Source organism: Marinifilum sp. RC60d5, assembly GCF_052400665.1.
Classification (GTDB): domain Bacteria; phylum Bacteroidota; class Bacteroidia; order Bacteroidales; family Marinifilaceae; genus JBQTGK01.
Genome location: NZ_JBQTGK010000003.1, coordinates 338,696 through 356,923, shown reverse-complemented (window position 1 = coordinate 356,923; position 18,228 = coordinate 338,696). Strand labels below are relative to the sequence as shown.

14 protein-coding genes and 2 riboswitches are annotated in these 18,228 nt (G+C 32.4%); of the genes, 6 read left to right on the top strand and 8 right to left on the bottom strand.

All coding sequences use genetic code 11. From position 1 onward, the window contains the following. Nucleotides 1-332 precede the first annotated feature (332 nt). Nucleotides 333-1,064 carry a class I SAM-dependent methyltransferase gene (locus ACT3CE_RS09010; protein ID WP_444709438.1) on the top strand — a complete coding sequence of 244 codons (732 nt, stop codon included), beginning with the start codon at nt 333-335 and terminating at the stop codon, nt 1,062-1,064. A 68-nt stretch (nt 1,065-1,132) separates the two neighbouring features. After that, nucleotides 1,133-1,567: an SRPBCC family protein gene (locus ACT3CE_RS09005; RefSeq protein ID WP_444709437.1), complete on the top strand. Its 435-nt coding sequence runs from the start codon at nt 1,133-1,135 to the stop codon at nt 1,565-1,567. 55 nt (nt 1,568-1,622) lie between these two features. On the opposite strand, the gene ACT3CE_RS09000 is transcribed toward ACT3CE_RS09005, so the two are convergent. After that, the gene (locus ACT3CE_RS09000) at nt 1,623-3,236 is read right to left on the bottom strand and encodes a dipeptidase (protein ID WP_444709436.1); all 1,614 of its coding nucleotides are present in this window, start codon (nt 3,234-3,236) and stop codon (nt 1,623-1,625) included. A gap of 195 nt (nt 3,237-3,431) precedes the next feature. Between ACT3CE_RS09000 and truA the strand changes: the two genes are divergently transcribed. Beyond that, nucleotides 3,432-4,241 carry a tRNA pseudouridine(38-40) synthase TruA gene (gene truA, locus ACT3CE_RS08995; RefSeq protein WP_444709435.1) on the top strand — a complete coding sequence of 270 codons (810 nt, stop codon included), beginning with the start codon at nt 3,432-3,434 and terminating at the stop codon, nt 4,239-4,241. Between the two features lie 181 nt (nt 4,242-4,422). Beyond that, complete coding sequence (locus ACT3CE_RS08990) at nt 4,423-6,822, top strand: penicillin-binding protein 1A (protein ID WP_444709434.1); 2,400 nt, start codon at nt 4,423-4,425, stop codon at nt 6,820-6,822. Here the strand turns inward: ACT3CE_RS08990 and ACT3CE_RS08985 are convergent. The 6 genes from ACT3CE_RS08985 to ACT3CE_RS08960 all read right to left on the bottom strand — a co-directional run bounded on the left by ACT3CE_RS08985 (nt 6,819) and on the right by ACT3CE_RS08960 (nt 15,078). Then, nucleotides 6,819-7,622 (bottom strand): CHAD domain-containing protein, encoded by an 804-nt coding sequence (locus tag ACT3CE_RS08985; protein ID WP_444709433.1) that lies wholly within the window; start codon nt 7,620-7,622, stop codon nt 6,819-6,821. The two genes, ACT3CE_RS08990 and ACT3CE_RS08985, sit on opposite strands and share 4 nt — an antisense overlap. Nucleotides 7,623-7,850: 228 nt before the next feature. Next, nucleotides 7,851-10,004 carry a TonB-dependent receptor gene (locus ACT3CE_RS08980; protein WP_444709432.1) on the bottom strand — a complete coding sequence of 718 codons (2,154 nt, stop codon included), beginning with the start codon at nt 10,002-10,004 and terminating at the stop codon, nt 7,851-7,853. 126 nt (nt 10,005-10,130) lie between these two features. After that, a riboswitch (cobalamin riboswitch) is annotated at nt 10,131-10,335 on the bottom strand. Between the two features lie 152 nt (nt 10,336-10,487). Then, on the bottom strand, nt 10,488-11,507 hold the full coding sequence (locus tag ACT3CE_RS08975) for an ABC transporter ATP-binding protein (protein ID WP_444709431.1): 1,020 nt from the start codon (nt 11,505-11,507) through the stop codon (nt 10,488-10,490). 8 nt (nt 11,508-11,515) lie between these two features. Then, entirely contained in the window at nt 11,516-12,571 is a 1,056-nt protein-coding gene (locus tag ACT3CE_RS08970; RefSeq protein WP_444709430.1) for an iron chelate uptake ABC transporter family permease subunit, read from the bottom strand. A gap of 3 nt (nt 12,572-12,574) precedes the next feature. Beyond that, entirely contained in the window at nt 12,575-13,759 is a 1,185-nt protein-coding gene (locus tag ACT3CE_RS08965; protein WP_444709429.1) for an ABC transporter substrate-binding protein, read from the bottom strand. An 87-nt stretch (nt 13,760-13,846) separates the two neighbouring features. Further along, nucleotides 13,847-13,986, bottom strand: a riboswitch (cobalamin riboswitch). Between the two features lie 93 nt (nt 13,987-14,079). Further along, nucleotides 14,080-15,078 (bottom strand): hypothetical protein, encoded by a 999-nt coding sequence (locus ACT3CE_RS08960; protein ID WP_444709428.1) that lies wholly within the window; start codon nt 15,076-15,078, stop codon nt 14,080-14,082. Nucleotides 15,079-15,493: 415 nt separating this feature from the next. Here ACT3CE_RS08960 and ACT3CE_RS08955 point away from each other — a divergent pair, with 415 nt between their 5' ends. Further along, nucleotides 15,494-16,093: a hypothetical protein gene (locus tag ACT3CE_RS08955; RefSeq protein ID WP_444709427.1), complete on the top strand. Its 600-nt coding sequence runs from the start codon at nt 15,494-15,496 to the stop codon at nt 16,091-16,093. Nucleotides 16,094-16,210: 117 nt separating this feature from the next. Here the strand turns inward: ACT3CE_RS08955 and ACT3CE_RS08950 are convergent, their stop codons facing one another. Then, nucleotides 16,211-17,041, bottom strand: coding sequence for a thioredoxin family protein (locus ACT3CE_RS08950; RefSeq protein ID WP_444709426.1), 831 nt, complete (start codon nt 17,039-17,041; stop codon nt 16,211-16,213). 371 nt (nt 17,042-17,412) lie between these two features. On the opposite strand from ACT3CE_RS08950, the gene ACT3CE_RS08945 reads away from it, so the two are divergent. Then, on the top strand, nt 17,413-17,697 hold the full coding sequence (locus ACT3CE_RS08945) for a hypothetical protein (RefSeq protein WP_444709425.1): 285 nt from the start codon (nt 17,413-17,415) through the stop codon (nt 17,695-17,697). Nucleotides 17,698-18,228: the final 531 nt, after the last annotated feature.

Sequence of the window (18,228 nt, the reverse complement as noted above, 5' to 3'; positions counted from 1 at the left end):
TTATTCTTCCTATTAATTCAGACAGAAAGAATAAAAAACAAAGATATCTTAATTTAAATTTCAGACAATACGTTTAAACTATTCTATAGCATAAAAAAGCAGGTTATAGAACCATTTTTCGACATATTACTTTTACTACCATTCTATTTTAGCACTTATTTATTCCATTTTATTTTAGAAAAAAAATCACCAAGCCTACAATTAATTCTCTTTGCCACCACATAAATAGAAACTTTGTTCTCACGGAATTTATCAAGCAATTACAATCCGTTTTTATAAAAACCTCTTAAATTATATATCTTGCAGTATTCTTAAAACTAAATATAGAAAACATGAATTTCTATCAAAGCATATCTACCTATTACGAATACATCTTTCCTCTGAATAAAATTCAATTGGAATTCATACAAAAATCACATTCTAAATCAGCATCAGAACTATCTATTTTGGATATTGGCTGTGCAACCGGAAATTTATCTGTGGAATTAGCAAAAAACTACAAAAAAGTAGTTGGAATAGATTTAGATAAAGCAATGGTAAAAAGAGCAATGACGAAAACAAATGCAAAAAAAAATTTAAAGTTTAAATTTGAAAACATGCTTAATATTGGCTCCTCTTTTGGTGAATCGAATTTCGATATTATTGCTTGTTTTGGCAATACTTTAGTTCATTTAGAATCTGAAGAAATGGTAGCCGATTTTTTTAAAAAAGCACAAATGGTTCTTAAATCTTCAGGCAAGCTACTATTTCAAATTATTAATTACGATAGAATCATCGATCAGAATATTACTTCTCTGCCAAGCATTGAAAATAAGACTATTAAATTCGAGAGAAACTACAATTACTTGCAAAAAGAAAACAAAGTAGAATTTGAAACGATCCTAACAATTAAAGACTCTAAAAATAAAATTCGTAACTGTATTCCTCTGTTAGCTCTAAGAAAACAGACAATTGAAAAATTACTTCTCGAAACCGGTTTTTCTAAAATTAAATTCTATGGCAATTTTAAAAGAGAAGAATTAACAAAAAACAGCATGCCTTTAATTGTTGAAGCAAGTTTCTAAATAATTTAGATTTTTTGTACCTTACTTAGCAACAGTACATTTCTATAATTAAAATTCAAAAGATCTTTATGAAATACTCCCTTGAAGTTGAAATCAATAAACCCATTGATGAAGTTGTAGCACTTTTTAAAGATGAAGATAAGCTGTTTAAATGGATGAACGGCTTGCAGTCTCTTGAACATTTAGAAGGTAAACCTAGAGAAAAAGGCTCAACAACAAAAATGCTTTTTAAAAATGGTAAAAGAGAAATTGAAATGATAGAAACTATTTTAAGCAACAATCTCCCCGAAGAACTTATTGCAAGCTACGAAGCAAAAGGAGTTTATAATTTGGCTAAAATCAGTTTTGTTTCAATTTCTGATAATAAAACAAAATACTTTACAGAACAGGAATTTCAACTGAAAGGGTTCATAAAAATATTTAGCTGGATAATGCCAGGAGCATTTAAAAAACAGAGCTTAAAATACCTAAATATGTTTAAAGAATTTGCCGAAGAACAATAACAAAAAAGCCATTTACATTAAACAGTAAATGGCTTCTTTTTATCTTTTTAATTAATTAGAATCCCAAACCAAATTTCCCCCAATATTTATTCTCCAGCTCTTTCCAGCGAAGCATAGTTGCACCAGTAAAATCACGGGTAAATTTGTTTAGTAATACTTCAGCTTCCTCTTTTTTACCCTCTTTTAATAAGCCTTTAACTTTAGCCTCTACATACTCAGCATCCGAAAAACCCTTATTTTCGAAATAGGTCACTTCTTCCATCATCCCTTTACGAGTAGTTTGCCATTGTAATGTAGCCAGTTTGTTGGCTTTACGATATTGCCAAATAGCAGCATCTTCTCGATAACGTTTCTGTCCACAAAACTGAAAGCTTTCTGGCAATTTTGTAGTTCCCGAATAAATAGGAATACGAGGACTCTGTGCTGGATTATCGAAAGAAAACCAGGCTCTACCACCAATTTCATCGGGTAGCCAGTCTCTTAACTGAATAATGTGAGAATATGAACACCACGAAACAGCAACAGTTCTTTGATACTCAACACTGCCCTCTTTCAGATAATTTCGCAGATTACGATGATCTCTTGTTGGCCATGGATGAGCATTTGGCGCAATTAAAGTATCGACACCTATTTCCTCTTTTCTATCATTGTATTTTTTCTTCAAAACCTTCAGATCCTGAGTCATATCATACTCAGTTCCCTCATAAGTTTCGCGATAAAGAGCAATTACATCACGAACCGACACCTTATGATCTGGCTTAACCGAAAAAGGCAATTCATCGGCTTCAAAAGCTAATTGTAATGATGGAGCCAAAGCATTTAAAATAAAAAACTCCCGAATTTTAAATGGTTTTTCCACTTTTCCGTAGGCCTTCCAGAATTTAAACTCTCCTTTTCCATCCCAACGATTTAACTCTTTTGCAACAGAGAAAACATTGTCCGAATACATAAAATAATCTTTGTTCTTTTTATCGATTACCCCAATTCTAGAAATATTTGCCGACACACCTACATGATCGTCAGGAATACGCTGAGCAGCCCATACACCACCAATTTTATCTGGCCCTTGGCCAAAAATTTCAAGCTGCCACACCTCTTTTTTATCTGCAATGGTAATACATTCTCCCCAATCGCCATAGCCATAATCTTTAATTAACTTGCCAATTAATTTAATTGCATCACGGGCAGTAGAACATCGTTGCAAAGCAATACGCTCCAACTCTTCAATCAAGAACATTCCATTTTCATTTACCAGTTCCTTTGGTCCAACAATGGTAGTTTCGCCCATAGCCAACTGCTTTTCATTTAAACATGGATAGGCTGTATTTAAAAATGAATACGTTTCTTTTGCCTGAGGAATTTCTCCTGCAACAATCATTTTTCGTCTGTCCCAGGCAGTTTCTGTTTTTAATGTTCCCTTATAAATCTTAGTAGTCGTATCTTTTGCAAATTTCTCTGCTTTTTCAACTTGCAGCCATGTTCTGTATCGCCCGTCGCAAGTGTGGCTGGTAATTACAGAACCATCGACCGATGCTTTTTTCCCAACCATAATACTTGTACAACTCTCTCCAAAAAAAGGATCATTAACTTGCTCTAAAACCCCTTGAGCAAAAGAACTTTGACAAAAAAATGCCGTCGTTGCAAACATTGCAATTATTAATTTCTTCATTCGTTTGTTGATTAAGGTAATTGTCTATCTTAAAATTGAGCCCTAATATAGTGTATTCCAAATGATTTATAAATCGATCTGCTCTATTTATAAACAGTACACAAAACGCTTAAAATTCCACACAAATTAAATTTTATAAAAATTGAATATTTACCTTTACACTTTCAATAAAACACTCATCCTAAAAAAAATATTGTGAGATATTTCTTCCACATAGGCTATAAAGGCAGTTCATACCGGGGTTGGCAAAAACAAGTAAATGCAAAAAGTGTTCAGGAAAGCATCGAAGATGTACTAAGTAATTTCCTTAAGCAAGAAATACATTGCATAGGTTGTGGCAGAACCGATGCTGGTGTTCATTCTTCACAATACTATTTTCATATTGATATAAAGGAGAAAATCGAAGATCATCTTTTTTTTCCATTAAACCGAATGCTTCCGCCTGATATTGCAATTTATCATATCACTAAAGTGGATCATAAAAATCATGCGCAGAACAGTGCAACTGAACGCACTTATAATTATTTTATTCACACCCGTAAAAACCCATTCTTAAGCAAGATTAGTGCCCTTTATCATATTACTGATTTGGATGTTAAAAAAATGCAGGAAGCTGCTAATTATTTGCTTGGCAAAAAAGATTTTCGAGCATTCTGCAAAACTCCAGACAGGCACAATCATACCGAATGCGACATCAGAAAAGCTCAATTTTACATCGATAAAACGGGTAAGTTTATTCGCTTCGAAATACGTGGAAACCGCTTTTTAAAAGGTATGATTCGAATTCTAATGCATGAACTCATTGAAGTGGGAAAAAATAAAATAACCCTTCAGCAATTTCAAAATTGCTTACTCAGCAAAACACCGCCAAATCCACTAAACTTGGCATATCCCCAGGGATTATATTTATCTGAAATAAGCTATCCCTTTTTAAAGCAACAGGCATCCGAAGAGTTTTGTCCCATGCTAAAAATACACCAATGGCGGGCAATTAAAATAAATTAATGTTTATAGTAAAATTTAAGCTATTCGTCATCAATATATTGCAGATAATACAATAAAGACGACTCGTTTTTTACTTACAATTATTATATTTATTAACTATTTTTACCATATACCTGCAATAAGGATATAATCTTTAAGCATATTCTTCGTTATTTAGATAACAAATTCAGCAATAATTAGAATGACCAAAACAAAAAAAACAGCAGCTAAAAAAACTCGTGCACGAAAAAAAAGTACAAGTAAAAAGAATTCAAAAAAAAACTCATTCAAACGAATTGCAATTAAATTCACCTTACTGGGTATATTTTTACTAGCTCTGGCTATTGGTGTTCTTTTCTCTAGTGTTTATATTGGCCTTTGGGGAAAACTTCCTGATTATTATACCTTAAAGAATATTAAAAATGCCGATGCCTCTGAAATTTACTCGGAAGACGGTATTTTATTGGGTAGAGTTTATGCCGAAAATCGTACCAATGTAAATTTTAAAGATATCTCTCCTAATGTAATCAACTCATTAATTGCTACCGAAGATGCAAGATTCTATGAACATCAAGGAGTTGACCAGCGAAGCCTTTTGCGTGTGCTGGTAAAATCACTAATCATGCGCGATCGAAGTTCTGGAGGAGGAAGTACTTTAAGTCAGCAATTGGCAAAAAACCTATATCCACGAAGAAATTTTGGTGCTTTTAGCATGCCTGTTAATAAAATAAAAGAGGCAATAACAGCATCGAGATTGGAAAAAATATACTCCAAAAAAGAAATTCTACAGTTATATTTAAATACCGTTTCTTTTGGCGAAAATGTTTTTGGAATAGAAAGCGCATCCCGACAATTTTTCAGCAAACCTGCATCAGCATTAAAAACTCACGAATGTGCTGTTCTTATTGGTATGCTTAAGGCGCCTACCTACTATAATCCCCGTCTGCACCCCGAAAGATCGAAACAAAGAAGAAATACGGTTTTGGGACAAATGGCGAAGTATGATTTTATTTCAGATAACAAAGCTGATCAACTTAAGAAATTACCTCTTGAGCTAAGGTATCAGAAACAATCATCGAGAAGTGGTATTGCAGCTTACCTAAGAGAAAAAATAAGGATTCAAGCCAATAATATCTTAAAAGATTATCCCAAAGAAGACGGAAGCTTTTACGATATCTACCGTGATGGTTTACGAATAAAAACAACTCTTGATTATAAGTTGCAGAATTATGCCGAACAATCGGTATCGGAACATCTAAAAAGGTTACAGGGATTATTTAAAAAACACTGGGGAAATACAGCTCCCTGGTCTGGACATAAAAATCTTATTGAGGAAGCTAAAGAAAAATCTCCACGCTATAAAAAGCTAAAGAAAGAGGGAAAATCGGAGAAAGAAATCACCAAAATATTTAATACCAAAGTGGAAATGAAAATTTTCACCTGGAATGGAGAAAAATCTGTTAAATTAAGTCCCCTCGATTCAATTAAACACTATGTACAACTTTTAAATACAGGTTTTTTAGCAATGGAGCCCAAAACAGGTAAAATTAAAGCCTGGGTTGGAGGTATTGACTTTTCACATTTTAAATACGACCATGTAACTGCCAAACGACAAGTTGGTTCAATATTTAAGCCAATTATATATGCGGCAGCTTTACAGGAAGGTATTTCACCTTTCGAATACTACCCTAACGAACGCAAGGTGTATGAAGAGTACGATAACTGGTCTCCAAGAAATGCCGATAATTTATATGAAGGAAGCTATAGCATGGAAGGTGCTCTTGCCGAATCGGTAAACACTATTGCTGTTGATATTTTACTTGAAACAGGAATTAGAGATGCGATAGTTTTAGCCGAAGAAATGGGGATCAACAGTAATTTACCTAAGGTTCCATCTCTGGCTTTGGGTACTGCTAATATTTCATTACTGGAAATGATTGAGGTTTATGCAACCCTGGCCAATAGAGGTGTACATGTTGAACCCTATTACCTGAGCAGAATTGAAGATAAAAGAGGGAATCTTATTGTCGATCTTTCCAAAACACGGGAAGAAAATCGCTATGTACTTTCTCCACAAAATGCCGATATTATTAATCAAATGCTGCAAGCGGTTGTAAACGAAGGAACGGGAAAATCGCTACGCAATACTTATCGCTTAGAAGGTGATTTAGCTGGAAAAACTGGAACCACAAACTCTCAGGCTGATGGCTGGTATATTGGATACAACTCGAATTTAGTGGCCGGAGCATGGGTTGGTGCCGATGATATGCGTATTCATTTCAGATCATTAAGCTTAGGTCAAGGTGCAAGTATGGCTTTGCCAATATATGGTAGATTTATGAAAAAACTAAGCTCTAATGCTAAGTTTAATAATTACTCTTTCTCTTCAATTGCAAAACCCGAACCCGAGGTGCTTGCAAAATTAAATATTCCTCATTACCTATCGAAAGATAACAGCTTTTTCGAGAATATTTTTGGCGTAAAAACCAAAAAACAAGACAAGTTAATGAAGAGAAAAGCACGTAGAGAGAAACGTAAGACTGAGAAAAAATCAATCTATCAAAAAATTAAAAACATTTTTAAGCGAAAAAATAGAAACTAATATTTTAAAAAATGAGTAAGCATTTGTTGTTTAAATTTCTTGCTTAAGATATTTTTCTCGCTTCTATTTTTATTTTTTATTTCGCGAACTAAAGATTTGAATTCGGAATTTGGTGCCATTGCCTGTATTGTTCCCAGTTTTTGCTCCAAAACGTCTCTATCGTGCCAATTTCCAAGAATTGATTCTGTTTCATTAACAATAGAAAGCTCATTTGCTAATTTATCATCAGAATTTAAGCTAAGCAACAAGTTAAGAATCGATTTAATAATTTTAAAGAATTTTCTCATTTCATGATAATTTTCCTCACCTCTTGACGATGCCCAAAGTTTATAAATTAAATCCAACTCATCATGAATAATTTTATCGGCTGCTTCTCTAATCTCACTCTTATTTATTTTACTAAGAGCAACACCTAATTTTTCTACCCTTTTTTGAAATTTATCAATCTTAAATTTTCCAACAAGCCCATTTAGATCTTTACCAACTTGCTGTTTATTTTCTTCCAGGCTTTTAACCACCTTTTTATGGCCAACAATATTATCTTGCTCCACAATGGCCTTACAAACCTGAATTAATCGCAATCTACCCGAGTATTTAAAGACAGAACGCATTTGTTTTAGAATCTTAGCTATCAGTCTTTCTTCAACCCCTAAATCATCGGCCAATAGAAGTAAACTTCTTATATTTTTAATATTCACACGTAATTTGTGAATATCCTCTTCATTCATTTCTTTTGCTTTTGATAAGTAAAACAAAAAAGAATCAAATTTTTCCTTGTAAAACGAGCTTAAATTATTCATATCTTTTTGTACCTCCCCTTTATTTAATAACAAGATACACAAAATCAGGATATTAGCGAAATAAAGATTCACAAATCCTATTTAAATTACAGTAAACATCTCTTTTGCTTATAGTTACAATTTTAAAACATAGATTCTTAATTTATTTTTCTATTGATAAACAAGAAATTACGATCATAAAAAAAGGCACCTCGCTGAGGTGCCTGAAAATTATTTTCTTAAAATTACTTAGAATTTATAAGCTACTTTGGCTATAATTGCACGACCAGGCATATTATATCCGTCTTTTTCTGAGTAGTTTTCATCGAACAAATTAGTTACTGTAAGCCCAACACTATAATTATCATTTATATTATAGTTTGCACTATAATCAAAAATATAATAAACCGGGTGGCGTAATACATCTTCGTTAATTAAACTAGCTCTAACCTCTTCACCTTTATAATTTATAGGAGCTCTAGTAATATTTGGCCAATTCGAATAATCAGCTGCATACATGTAATTATCTTCATAACGATGACCAACATATCTGCCATTTAATCGAGTCGAGAAACCTTTTAAATTATCAAATTCGATTCCAAAAGATGCATTATTATCTCTAACATAGAACATTTGATCTTTCAAATAAGATCCATCAAATTGCTTACTTTCGACAGTTGCATCTATAATATGAGTGTAATTTAAATAGATACGAAGAGAATAATCGTAATCAGATAAAGCTCCAAAATCATAAGAAGCAAGAACTTCAAATCCATTCATATCTGCTTTATCAGCATTTGCGAATGTTTTATCTCCATTATCTAAATAATCATTTACAATTTTATCAGTATGATGAGTATCAAAATAAGTAAAATCGAAATTGATTCCTTTTTTAAAGTTTTTAAATGCAAAACCTAAATCCCAGGTATTTGATTTTTCTGGGTCTAAATTTGCTTTTCCTACTGTTTTACCAAATGCTGTTTCGTACTCACCAGCTACTTGGAATGCACTTGGTGCAAGAAAAGCATCACCCCAACTAGAATGAACCGATAATCCTCCAACAATATTATACTTTAGACCGATATTTTTTGTAAACACCCAATAATCTTCAGAGCTGGAATTGTTACCAAAAAACTCATTTGCTTTGGTTTTAAACTTTACATTATCACCACGCATACCTATAGAAGCATTCAACTTACCCTCTAAAAATTTCATTTGAAATTGAGAGTATATGCCTGTTGCAATATTATTATAATCTGGTTGAAATGGAGATTCCAAAGTACCTTCGGTAGTATAATTTAAACTCTCATATTTTTGAACATTATTATCAACCCCAATTGCTAAAGTATGATCATTAATCTGAATAGCATCATTCAACTGAAATCCATAATTCTTATAGGTATATTTTGTATCACCATAAGCATCATTATCCAAATCTTTATTTGTTTCATCCTGATTTGAGAAATAAGGAGAAAAAGTAAGATTATGAATACCAGCCTGTCCTTTTACGTCAAACCCTAAAGTATATCTTTTCAAATCTTTAGAGTCCATACCATAAACATGCCAAAAAGAACCTGGTGTTTCGATATCATTTCCGTTATAGTAGGATCCGTTAAGGTTCAATTTCCAATCCTCAGCAAGCTTAATTCCAAGTCTAGCATTTAAACTATGCTTCTGAAATTTAGTGTTTTCCATTCTCTCACCATAAGTTGTAGCATCCAATATGGTTTTTGCATAATCCTCATCGTAAAGATTATTATCACCAACTTTATAATCTTTTCCCTGATTATGGAAAGCATAAGAAAAATCAAAATCTACACTCTCGGATATAGATCCTCCTACGCTAACATTCGCTTTAGAAGTCTGAAAACTTCCATATTCAAGACCAACAGATCCTCCTATTTCTCCATTACTTTCTTTAGTAACAATATTCACAACACCTCCCATGGCATCAGAACCATATTGCGATGAAAAAGGTCCTTTTAAAATCTCTACTTTCTCTACATTATTTAAATCAATACTTGCAATATTCTCGGTTCCTGCAGGTTTTCCATTAATTAAAATAATTGCGTATTTACTTGATGTTGATGCAGCAAAACCTCGAATACCAATACCAGCATTAATCCCCGAATATTGCTGAATATCAACTGATGAATTTCCTTTTAATAAATCAGCAATATTAGCTGCCGGCGAAGATTCAATTATTCTCTTAGTAATTACATCTACTTTTTGCGGTAAATCTTTCATTTTTGCATTCACCCGTGATGCATTTACCTCAACTTCAGAAAGATTTAAGTGTTTTACAGTTGTTGTATCGTTTACATTTTCTGGATTTTCATCAGCTTTAGCTTTAAAACTGAAAATCGAAAGCAATGCAAAAGCTGTTACAATAGTTTTTTTCATAATAGAAAATAAATTAAAATTGATAAACTTATGCAAAACAATCAGGGAGTACTAAAAGAAAGAAATATAGACATCTATGCCTTTAAAACAAATCCTTTAATCTGTTACTCTTGTCCCGAAAGTAATGACTTATGGTTTGCATTGGCAGGTCTTCTGACTTACTCTGCTTTTTCGGCCTTCCCATCCCAGTTTGTTAGGAACAGTGGCATTGTGGTAAAAAAGCATTATTCTGAGCTTACAGCTACGGGAACAGCTCCGGACTCTCACCGGATTCCCTTTTCATCTCAATCTGAAAAACAGATTACAGAGAACCAATCGCGGTGCAAATGTATAAAAAAAACAAAAGCAAGTTTAGAAATCTTGTAATTTAGAATCTATTATATAACATCTAGGATAAAACACTCACAAACAAGAACTAAAGTAAGTCTATTTTACATTCTAACTCTAAATTATTTTTATTTGATATTGGCAAACAAATTTACTTTACTCGTAGTTTTTACGAAGAAGCGATAATAATGCTTTAATACTGTTACATGTACTCGTATGTCCATTAATTACAAGCTCCCAGTTCATTTTTTCTTCTTTCAATATTACCTTACAAGTCTTAACCTCTTCGCAAGTAACAGAATATCCTTCGCGGGATAAAGCTCTTTGTGTCCAAAAGCCCATTACGTCGTTTCCAATAAGCTGAATATTTTGTTTTTTCTGATAGTTCATGATAAAATTACCAGTCTTTCTATCAAAATTGAAGGATTTATTATGGAACGTCTCTTCCATACTTCCATTCAACACCAAATCTTCAGGAGCTCCCACTTTTATTGGCTGATTTAAGGCCATTAACCAAATTAAATCGGCAGCCTGCAAAGCTAAATCCAATTCGTGAGTAGAAAGAAGAATCGCTTTATTTGTCTCTCTGGCCAAACGATGCAACAAACGCATTATCTCCACACGATTAGGTAAATCGAGATGAGCTGTTGGCTCATCAAGCATTATCAATGGTGTATCCTGCGCTAAAGCTTTAGCAATCAACACCCTTTGCCTCTCTCCATCGCTTAACTGATTGACAAAATGATTTGCATAATGCAGCAAACCAACTTGCTCTAATGCCCACTTTATTTTATCATTATCTTGCTGCGACAATTTTCCCATCCACGAAGTATACGGATGACGTCCCAATGATACAATGTGGTAAACCGTAAGGTTTCCTACATCAATTCGTTCGGTTAAAACAATACTAAGAAGTTGAGCTATTTCCTTAAAATTTCTATCCTTAATGGGAGTTCCTTCTACCAAAGTATATCCAGCCAATGGAGTCTGAATTCCTGCAATGGTTCTCATTAAAGTCGATTTTCCTGCTCCATTTGGTCCAAGAAGACAAACCATTTCTCCTCTGTGAATGGTCAAATTTATATCAGAAAGTAAGCACAGCTCTTTTTTTTTCCCTTGCTTGTATCCAATAGAAAGATCCTTTGTCTCTAATATGTTATTTTTTTCTGTTTTCATAAGTTAACCTATCCGCCAAAGGATGCTTTTACGTTTCTACTTCTCATTATCACCCAAATTACTACTGGCCCCCCAAATAAAGCAGTTACCGAATTTATAGGTAATGTATTTTGATTTCCAGGTAACTGAGAAAAGATATCGCAAATTAACATAATTGCAGAGCCTATTAAAACCACAGCAGGCATTAAAACTTTATGGCTTGCGGTTCTGAATATCGCTCGTGCAATATGAGGAATTGCAACTCCTATAAATGCAATTGGTCCTGTAAATGCTGTTAATGTTCCGGCAATTAATGCGGTACTAATAATTACAGCAATTCTAGTTTTATTTACTGATATGCCAACTCCCCGTGCATAGTTTTCTCCCAACAACAAGGCATCCATAGGTTTAATCAATAAAAATGCCATTATTAACCCCATAAAAACAATGGGGCCCATAACTTGCATTTCGTTCCAGGTAACACCAGCCAAGGACCCAAAAGTCCACACTATAAAACTTTGAATTTGTTCTGGATCGCTAAAATATTGTAAAATATTAACCACAGCTCCGGTAATGGATCCAAACATGATTCCAATAATAAGTAAAGAAACACTATCGGATATTCGAATGGAAGCCAGAGCAACTAAAAAGAAAACCAATGAGGCTCCTGCTACTGCTGCTGCTACCAATGCCCAACTACCTAAAAAAGCTGAGATTGTTCCGAAAAGGACAGGAACAATTGCCGAGGCCATAACCATTAATGCAACTCCTAAACTAGCTCCCGAACTAATTCCCAAAACATAAGGTCCGGCCAATGGATTTCGAAATAATGTTTGCATCATTAAACCTGTTACCGATAATCCTGCACCTACAAAGATGGCAGTTAAGGCTTTAGGCAATCGAAAGTTTAAAACTATATAATTCCATGAATTTTTCACATCTCCACCAAAAAGTATGGCAAATACTTTCTTAAATGGAATATTTACACTGCCAAATATCAAATCCAATAAGAAAACACTTACTATTAGCAGAAATAACAGACCAAATAGTAATGAAATCAGATTTTTACTTTTGTTAACTGTCATTTTTTATTTTAATTTCTGATAAAAATACAATTCATGATCTTGTAAAAGCTCAGGATGTAATATTTTAATCACATCTTTAAGCACCACATCTGGTTTCATTATTCCCGATTCGTACCAATCATTTGCTCCCCTATCATTCATGCGTTTGGTATAACAATAAACTTCTTTGTTTTTGGAAGCCTTAAATAAAGCATACCTTTGATCTAAATCTATTAATTCTTTCATTGTTCTACATTGTCCGGGACCAAACCATATATCAGCATCGCTTTGTTTATCAAAAACGACTTCAAAACTTAGGGGAATACTACCACTTGATTTATCGGAAAACCAGCAATAATCTGCTTTTGCATCGCGCAGCAACTGTGCAATATATGATTGCCCACCGGGCATATACCAGGTTCCTTTAAAATTATAGCCACATAGAACAGTAGGCCCAATATTTATGTTTGTGAGCAAATTTTGTGAGTCATTATAGCGCTGTTCTATTTTATTAAAAAGTTTTTCGGCTTCGGCTTCTTTGTTAAAAAAAGCTGCAATAAATTTTGCCCATTCGGCTCGTGCTAATGGCGATGATTCCATCCATTCTATATTATAAGCTACCGGCAAACCTGCTTGCATTAATTTTGTTTCTCGCTCGGTAATTTTCATGAAACCAGCTACCATTACCAAATCAGGATCTAACTCAACAATTTTTTCAAAATTAAGAGTCTCGGCATGTCCAACTGTTTGTATTATTCCATCCTGCGCTTTTTTATTCAGTTGCTCATCATAAATTCTATCTTTTAGTGAGATAGCAGCAATTTTATCTTCCACACCTAAGAATTTAAGAATTCCTATTTGTGTACTCGACAATGCTGCAATACTTTTAATGGGTACATCGACCAGAAGACCATCTTTAGGAATTTCTGTTTTTAAAAGCGAGCCTTTGTTTTTCAAATAATATTTTTGAAAAATTTTTCCCGGATTCCAGGGATCCCAAACAATCAGTTCTTTTAAACCATTATCCAATAGTTTTACCTGAAAACCTTTGGCATACTTTAATTTTGTTTGATGATAAAATAAAGAATCATTAAAAGATTCCTGACTAACACTTTCATTTGTTTTAGCAGATTTACCTGACTGACAAGATGAAAATCCAATTAGAATTAAGAATCCGATTCCTAAATAAAAAGATCTTACTAAATTCATTTTCTTCCACAATAATTGTGGGGAAAGTTGACCGAAAAATACAATTTTCAAAATCATACTTTCGTTACTCAGTTCCCCGAAGTTACGAAACATCTTATTTATCAGGCAGGTATTCCGACTTAGCTTGCATATTCATGAAAGCATTACGGCTGCGGGGACAGTTTTGGGTTTTCACCAAATTCCCTTTTCATTCCTCAAACAAGGAAACCTAATTGCTGCAAATCTATGTATTATTTTGGACATAACAGATAGAATAAAATATCATATAATAATGATGCAGTAACTTTTTATCTATTTTATACAGACTTAAAAAATTCTTTCTACAACAAATTATTCATTTGAATATTTAATTTCTCAGAAAATTCATCCATATTTTTAGTAATAAATTCGTGAATTACAATATCTGGCTGAAGCTCGGATACGATTTCCTTTACTCTGGAAGTTTGAAAAGGTAAATGCTGATCAATTTTTAGAACATGATTTCGTGCACTTGAATATTTCTCAGAAAAATTAAGGTCTGACCAATTTTCAGGCAAGCCTTTTTGCACTTGATTAATCTGATAATTGCCCGACAAACTGCAATTTAAATGCAGACTCTTAATTCTTTCCTGCACATCTTTAGACAAACGAGATACTCTATCAAGAACAAAATCAATAGCCTCATCTTCACAACGCAAAGCAATGTTTGTATTCATTAAATGACCAGTATCAAGTAAAAAATTCCAGTTCGAAAAATTTAACCTTCCTGCGAAATCATCTACTTCTGCAGGAAATAAAAAATCTAAACCAGGCCACCACAAATTCTCTATTGCAAGAGTAACTGGAGGTTCTCCATTTGGAAACTCTTGTACTGTCGTGTTCAGCATATCAGCAAAATTTGCTAATACCTCTACATTTTTGTAGGTAAAATCACGAGTGAATGCATGTTCTAATTCCACATGTGCAGCATGCAAAACAGCATGTGCAGGATTAAATATGCTAGCATGTTCCCACAATTGCTTTTGACAAGCAATCATTTCCTTTTTATTATTACCCCCACAACAAAATTTTAAATCCTTAGAAGACATTTCGGGAAAATAAGATTTTACTGCTGCTTGTCCTTTTCTCCAAACATCTAACCAGGTAACCCAAAATGGCAAATGAACACTTTTTACAATTTGTTTCGGAATCGCTTCATCAGGAAAATCATAACCAATTAAAAGTTCAACACCATCTAAGTTTTTCTTTTCTATATATTCTGTTAATCCTTTCCAGGCATTCTCAAATTTATTTAAATCTGGTGGATAAACTGAAAAATCAATCAAATTTTGGTACTTCATATATAATAGTGTGTTTTTCCCTCTTATACTAATTTAAAATAGGGTGTAAATAAAAATTCAGTCAAAAATAGTCTTAATAGAGCACATTTACACCCACCCTATTCTATAAATTTGATCACTTTTTTCATGCCAGGAGTAAAAAAATGACGTTTTGGGCATTTTCGAAAAAAATCGAAAACGTTATCATAAAATTAAAAATGCCATTTTCATGTTAATAATGATAAAATTCTTTATTAAATCTGCGTAACGCAAACAATTTCGGGACATAGCGCAACCGTTATAAGTTGATTTTTCTGTTAAAAAGTGAATTTTAAGGTTTTTTATTTAGATCATTTCTAAGAAAAATACATAGATTTACAATATCAGTTTACAACAAAACAACAAACTGATTTTATTAACATTAAAATTTTATCACATGAGAACAAAAAGTTTAAAATTAAAAGGAATTGTATTGGGAGTAATACTTTTCTTAGGAGCTAATTCAGTTTTTGCAAGTGGCGACATTAAAATTAATCCTTATTTGGACACCGATTTTTCAATTGTATCAATCATCAATCCAACCGAGTCAAGCTTAAAAATGAAAATTTTTGACACAGATGGAAATTTATATTATTCGAAAAAAGTTAGCAGTGAAACTACTGATCAAAAAATATTTGATTTTTCTTACTTAGAGAATGGAACTTACAAAATCGTTTTGTCTGGAGAAAAAGAAATTATTGAAAAAGAATTTAAAATTGCTGACAATAGACTTATTGCTGATAAAACAGCAAAAGTTGCTGAAAAAACACTATTCAGAACAGAAGAAAACAGTTTATTTGTTACCTATTTATCGTTTGATAATAACAACTTTAATCTTTCTATTCTTGATGCATTTGGAAATGAAGTTTTTGAAGAATCATACGATTCAAAGCCTACTTTTTCTAAGAAATTTAATGTGGAAGCATTGCCAAAAGGAGAATATAAAGTACGCCTAATTTCGAACGATAAAGAGTACAATTATGCCTTCAGAAAATAGTGAGCAAAGTGAGTCGTGCGACCAGATGATTCAAAAGAGTCATTCATATTTAATAAGTGTATCCCATGAGAAATCAGAGATGCACTTATTTTTTTATGACTAAATTCGAAAAATTACTTATTGCATTCCCACTCTTTCTTTACTTAAAAAATCATAATAAGGTAGATTATAATCTTTTACTTTAGCAAATAATTCCTGAGCTTTTTCTTTATCGCCTATTTCTACATAAGTTTTTACAAGAATTGCATTTCTTAACAATTCTATATTTTCATCTACAGCATTTACAGAATTAATATCCTTTAATCTTTTTTTAGGGTTCTTATTCAAACTAGCTAACAATTCAACTTTTTGAGACAGCTCTTTATTTTTATTTTTTTTCAACTTCTTAAGTCCTAACTTAAAATAATGGTTACTTTGAGTTCTCATTAAAAACCTAGTCTTATACTCAGTTTTCTCATAAATTTCCTGATAACTCATTGCCAATTTTAGAATTTCGTTGATATCATTATCATCCTCACGAACATTTTTTTCAAGTTTGTAAATATCTTTACAATCAAACATAAATTCATCCAAAACTGTTTTCATAGTATTTAAACGTTTGTAGCCAGTATAATTCTGATATTGATGATTCCATGCATCCACAACAAAAACTTTTGGAATAGCATTTATGGTAAAATCAGGATTTGCGAAATCGCTACTAACATCTATCTTAACAAAAACATATTTATCGGCATAAGAATTCATCGCCTCATTATCCCAAACATCACTATTCATTCTTTCACACGGACCACACCATGTAGCCCAACAATCCACTATAATTAATTTATTCTGTGCTTTAGCTATTTCTTTAGCTAAGCTAAACGAATCTAACCATTTAATTTGCGCATGACTATACACACCTGTAAACAAAATTAAGCTTAGCAATAAAATTCCTTTTGATACTTTCATAGTTTTTATTATAAATTTTACAATCTAACAATACATTACAGCAAGAATACAAACTAAAGACTACACTCTTACAATGTAATAGTTAATATAATGAGAATATATTTTTACAAATTCCATCTTATAATAAAGTTATTCAATGAACAACATAACACATTAAACTTAATAATTTATTTTTAAATGTCAAGCTTAAATTACAAAATTATGCTAAACTTTTATTTTACATTATAAGAATATTCTCGATTCATTAATTTGTAAAAGAAATTCAAAGAATAGTACATTAAAATATTACTTGTTTTTGTGTAGAGGAAAAGATATATTCACACCAAATTAAACAGATTATTCAACCCTTTTAAGGATATTAAAAAGTCAATATGAAAAAATTATTGTTTGCAATTGCGATCTGCGGATTCGTTTTAAGTTCATGTGGAAACAAAACAAAAACAGCTTGTTCTGATGATAAAGACTGTTGCTCTAAAGAAAAAACAGAAACCAGTATCAATCTTGAAAAAAAATCTGAAGAAGCATGTTGTCATGACTGTTCTAACTGTTCTCATACTGCAAAAACAGAAGAAACAAAAAAAGAAGAGTGTTGTTCCAAAAAAGAAGAAACAAAATCGGAATGCAAAGGCGATTGCTCTAAAGATTGCAACAAATAATCTTTAACTAAAATACTTTTTACAAAAAGCCATGAGGATCTTCATGGCTTTTTTGTTGAAAAATCCGAATCCGATACAGTAGACATGATAAATGAGTAAATTCAAATGTCGCAACACCTAAAGAAGTACAACAAATAATTCAATACTTCTCATTTTAATTTACTCCCTCAAAAAAAATAACTTTCTCTTAAATTTTAAATCCCATGATATTTATTTAAGCATTAATAAAAAATATTTTTCACTTTAACACAGACACTCACAACTACATATACCTCTTCATAATAGACAGTTACAGGTAATGCTTATTAATAAATAGCTTTAATATTTATTCTAAAATAAAACTTAAACACCCCAAAACTATAGCTAAAGGCCTCAAGTTTAAACTATAATTTTATTTGGATTAACTTAAAATACCATATTTTATAAAACCTTTTTGAAACATGAGGCGTACAACATGCAAAACGATTTCCGTTTTTAAGGTTTAAAGTGAATAGATAGAAGAGGATGGAGTGGTTACCATCCTCTTTTGTA

What these genes read in the sequence shown, in the direction of transcription:
- ACT3CE_RS09010 (WP_444709438.1), top strand. Translation starts at nt 333, where the DNA reads ATGAATTTCTATCAAAGCATATCTACCTATTACGAATACATCTTTCCT.
- ACT3CE_RS09005 (WP_444709437.1), top strand. Translation starts at nt 1,133, where the DNA reads ATGAAATACTCCCTTGAAGTTGAAATCAATAAACCCATTGATGAAGTT.
- ACT3CE_RS09000 (WP_444709436.1), bottom strand. Translation starts at nt 3,236, where the DNA reads ATGAAGAAATTAATAATTGCAATGTTTGCAACGACGGCATTTTTTTGT.
- ACT3CE_RS08990 (WP_444709434.1), top strand. Translation starts at nt 4,423, where the DNA reads ATGACCAAAACAAAAAAAACAGCAGCTAAAAAAACTCGTGCACGAAAA.
- ACT3CE_RS08985 (WP_444709433.1), bottom strand. Translation starts at nt 7,622, where the DNA reads ATGAATAATTTAAGCTCGTTTTACAAGGAAAAATTTGATTCTTTTTTG.
- ACT3CE_RS08980 (WP_444709432.1), bottom strand. Translation starts at nt 10,004, where the DNA reads ATGAAAAAAACTATTGTAACAGCTTTTGCATTGCTTTCGATTTTCAGT.
- ACT3CE_RS08975 (WP_444709431.1), bottom strand. Translation starts at nt 11,507, where the DNA reads ATGAAAACAGAAAAAAATAACATATTAGAGACAAAGGATCTTTCTATT.
- ACT3CE_RS08970 (WP_444709430.1), bottom strand. Translation starts at nt 12,571, where the DNA reads ATGACAGTTAACAAAAGTAAAAATCTGATTTCATTACTATTTGGTCTG.
- ACT3CE_RS08965 (WP_444709429.1), bottom strand. Translation starts at nt 13,759, where the DNA reads ATGAATTTAGTAAGATCTTTTTATTTAGGAATCGGATTCTTAATTCTA.
- ACT3CE_RS08960 (WP_444709428.1), bottom strand. Translation starts at nt 15,078, where the DNA reads ATGAAGTACCAAAATTTGATTGATTTTTCAGTTTATCCACCAGATTTA.
- ACT3CE_RS08955 (WP_444709427.1), top strand. Translation starts at nt 15,494, where the DNA reads ATGAGAACAAAAAGTTTAAAATTAAAAGGAATTGTATTGGGAGTAATA.
- ACT3CE_RS08950 (WP_444709426.1), bottom strand. Translation starts at nt 17,041, where the DNA reads ATGAAAGTATCAAAAGGAATTTTATTGCTAAGCTTAATTTTGTTTACA.
- ACT3CE_RS08945 (WP_444709425.1), top strand. Translation starts at nt 17,413, where the DNA reads ATGAAAAAATTATTGTTTGCAATTGCGATCTGCGGATTCGTTTTAAGT.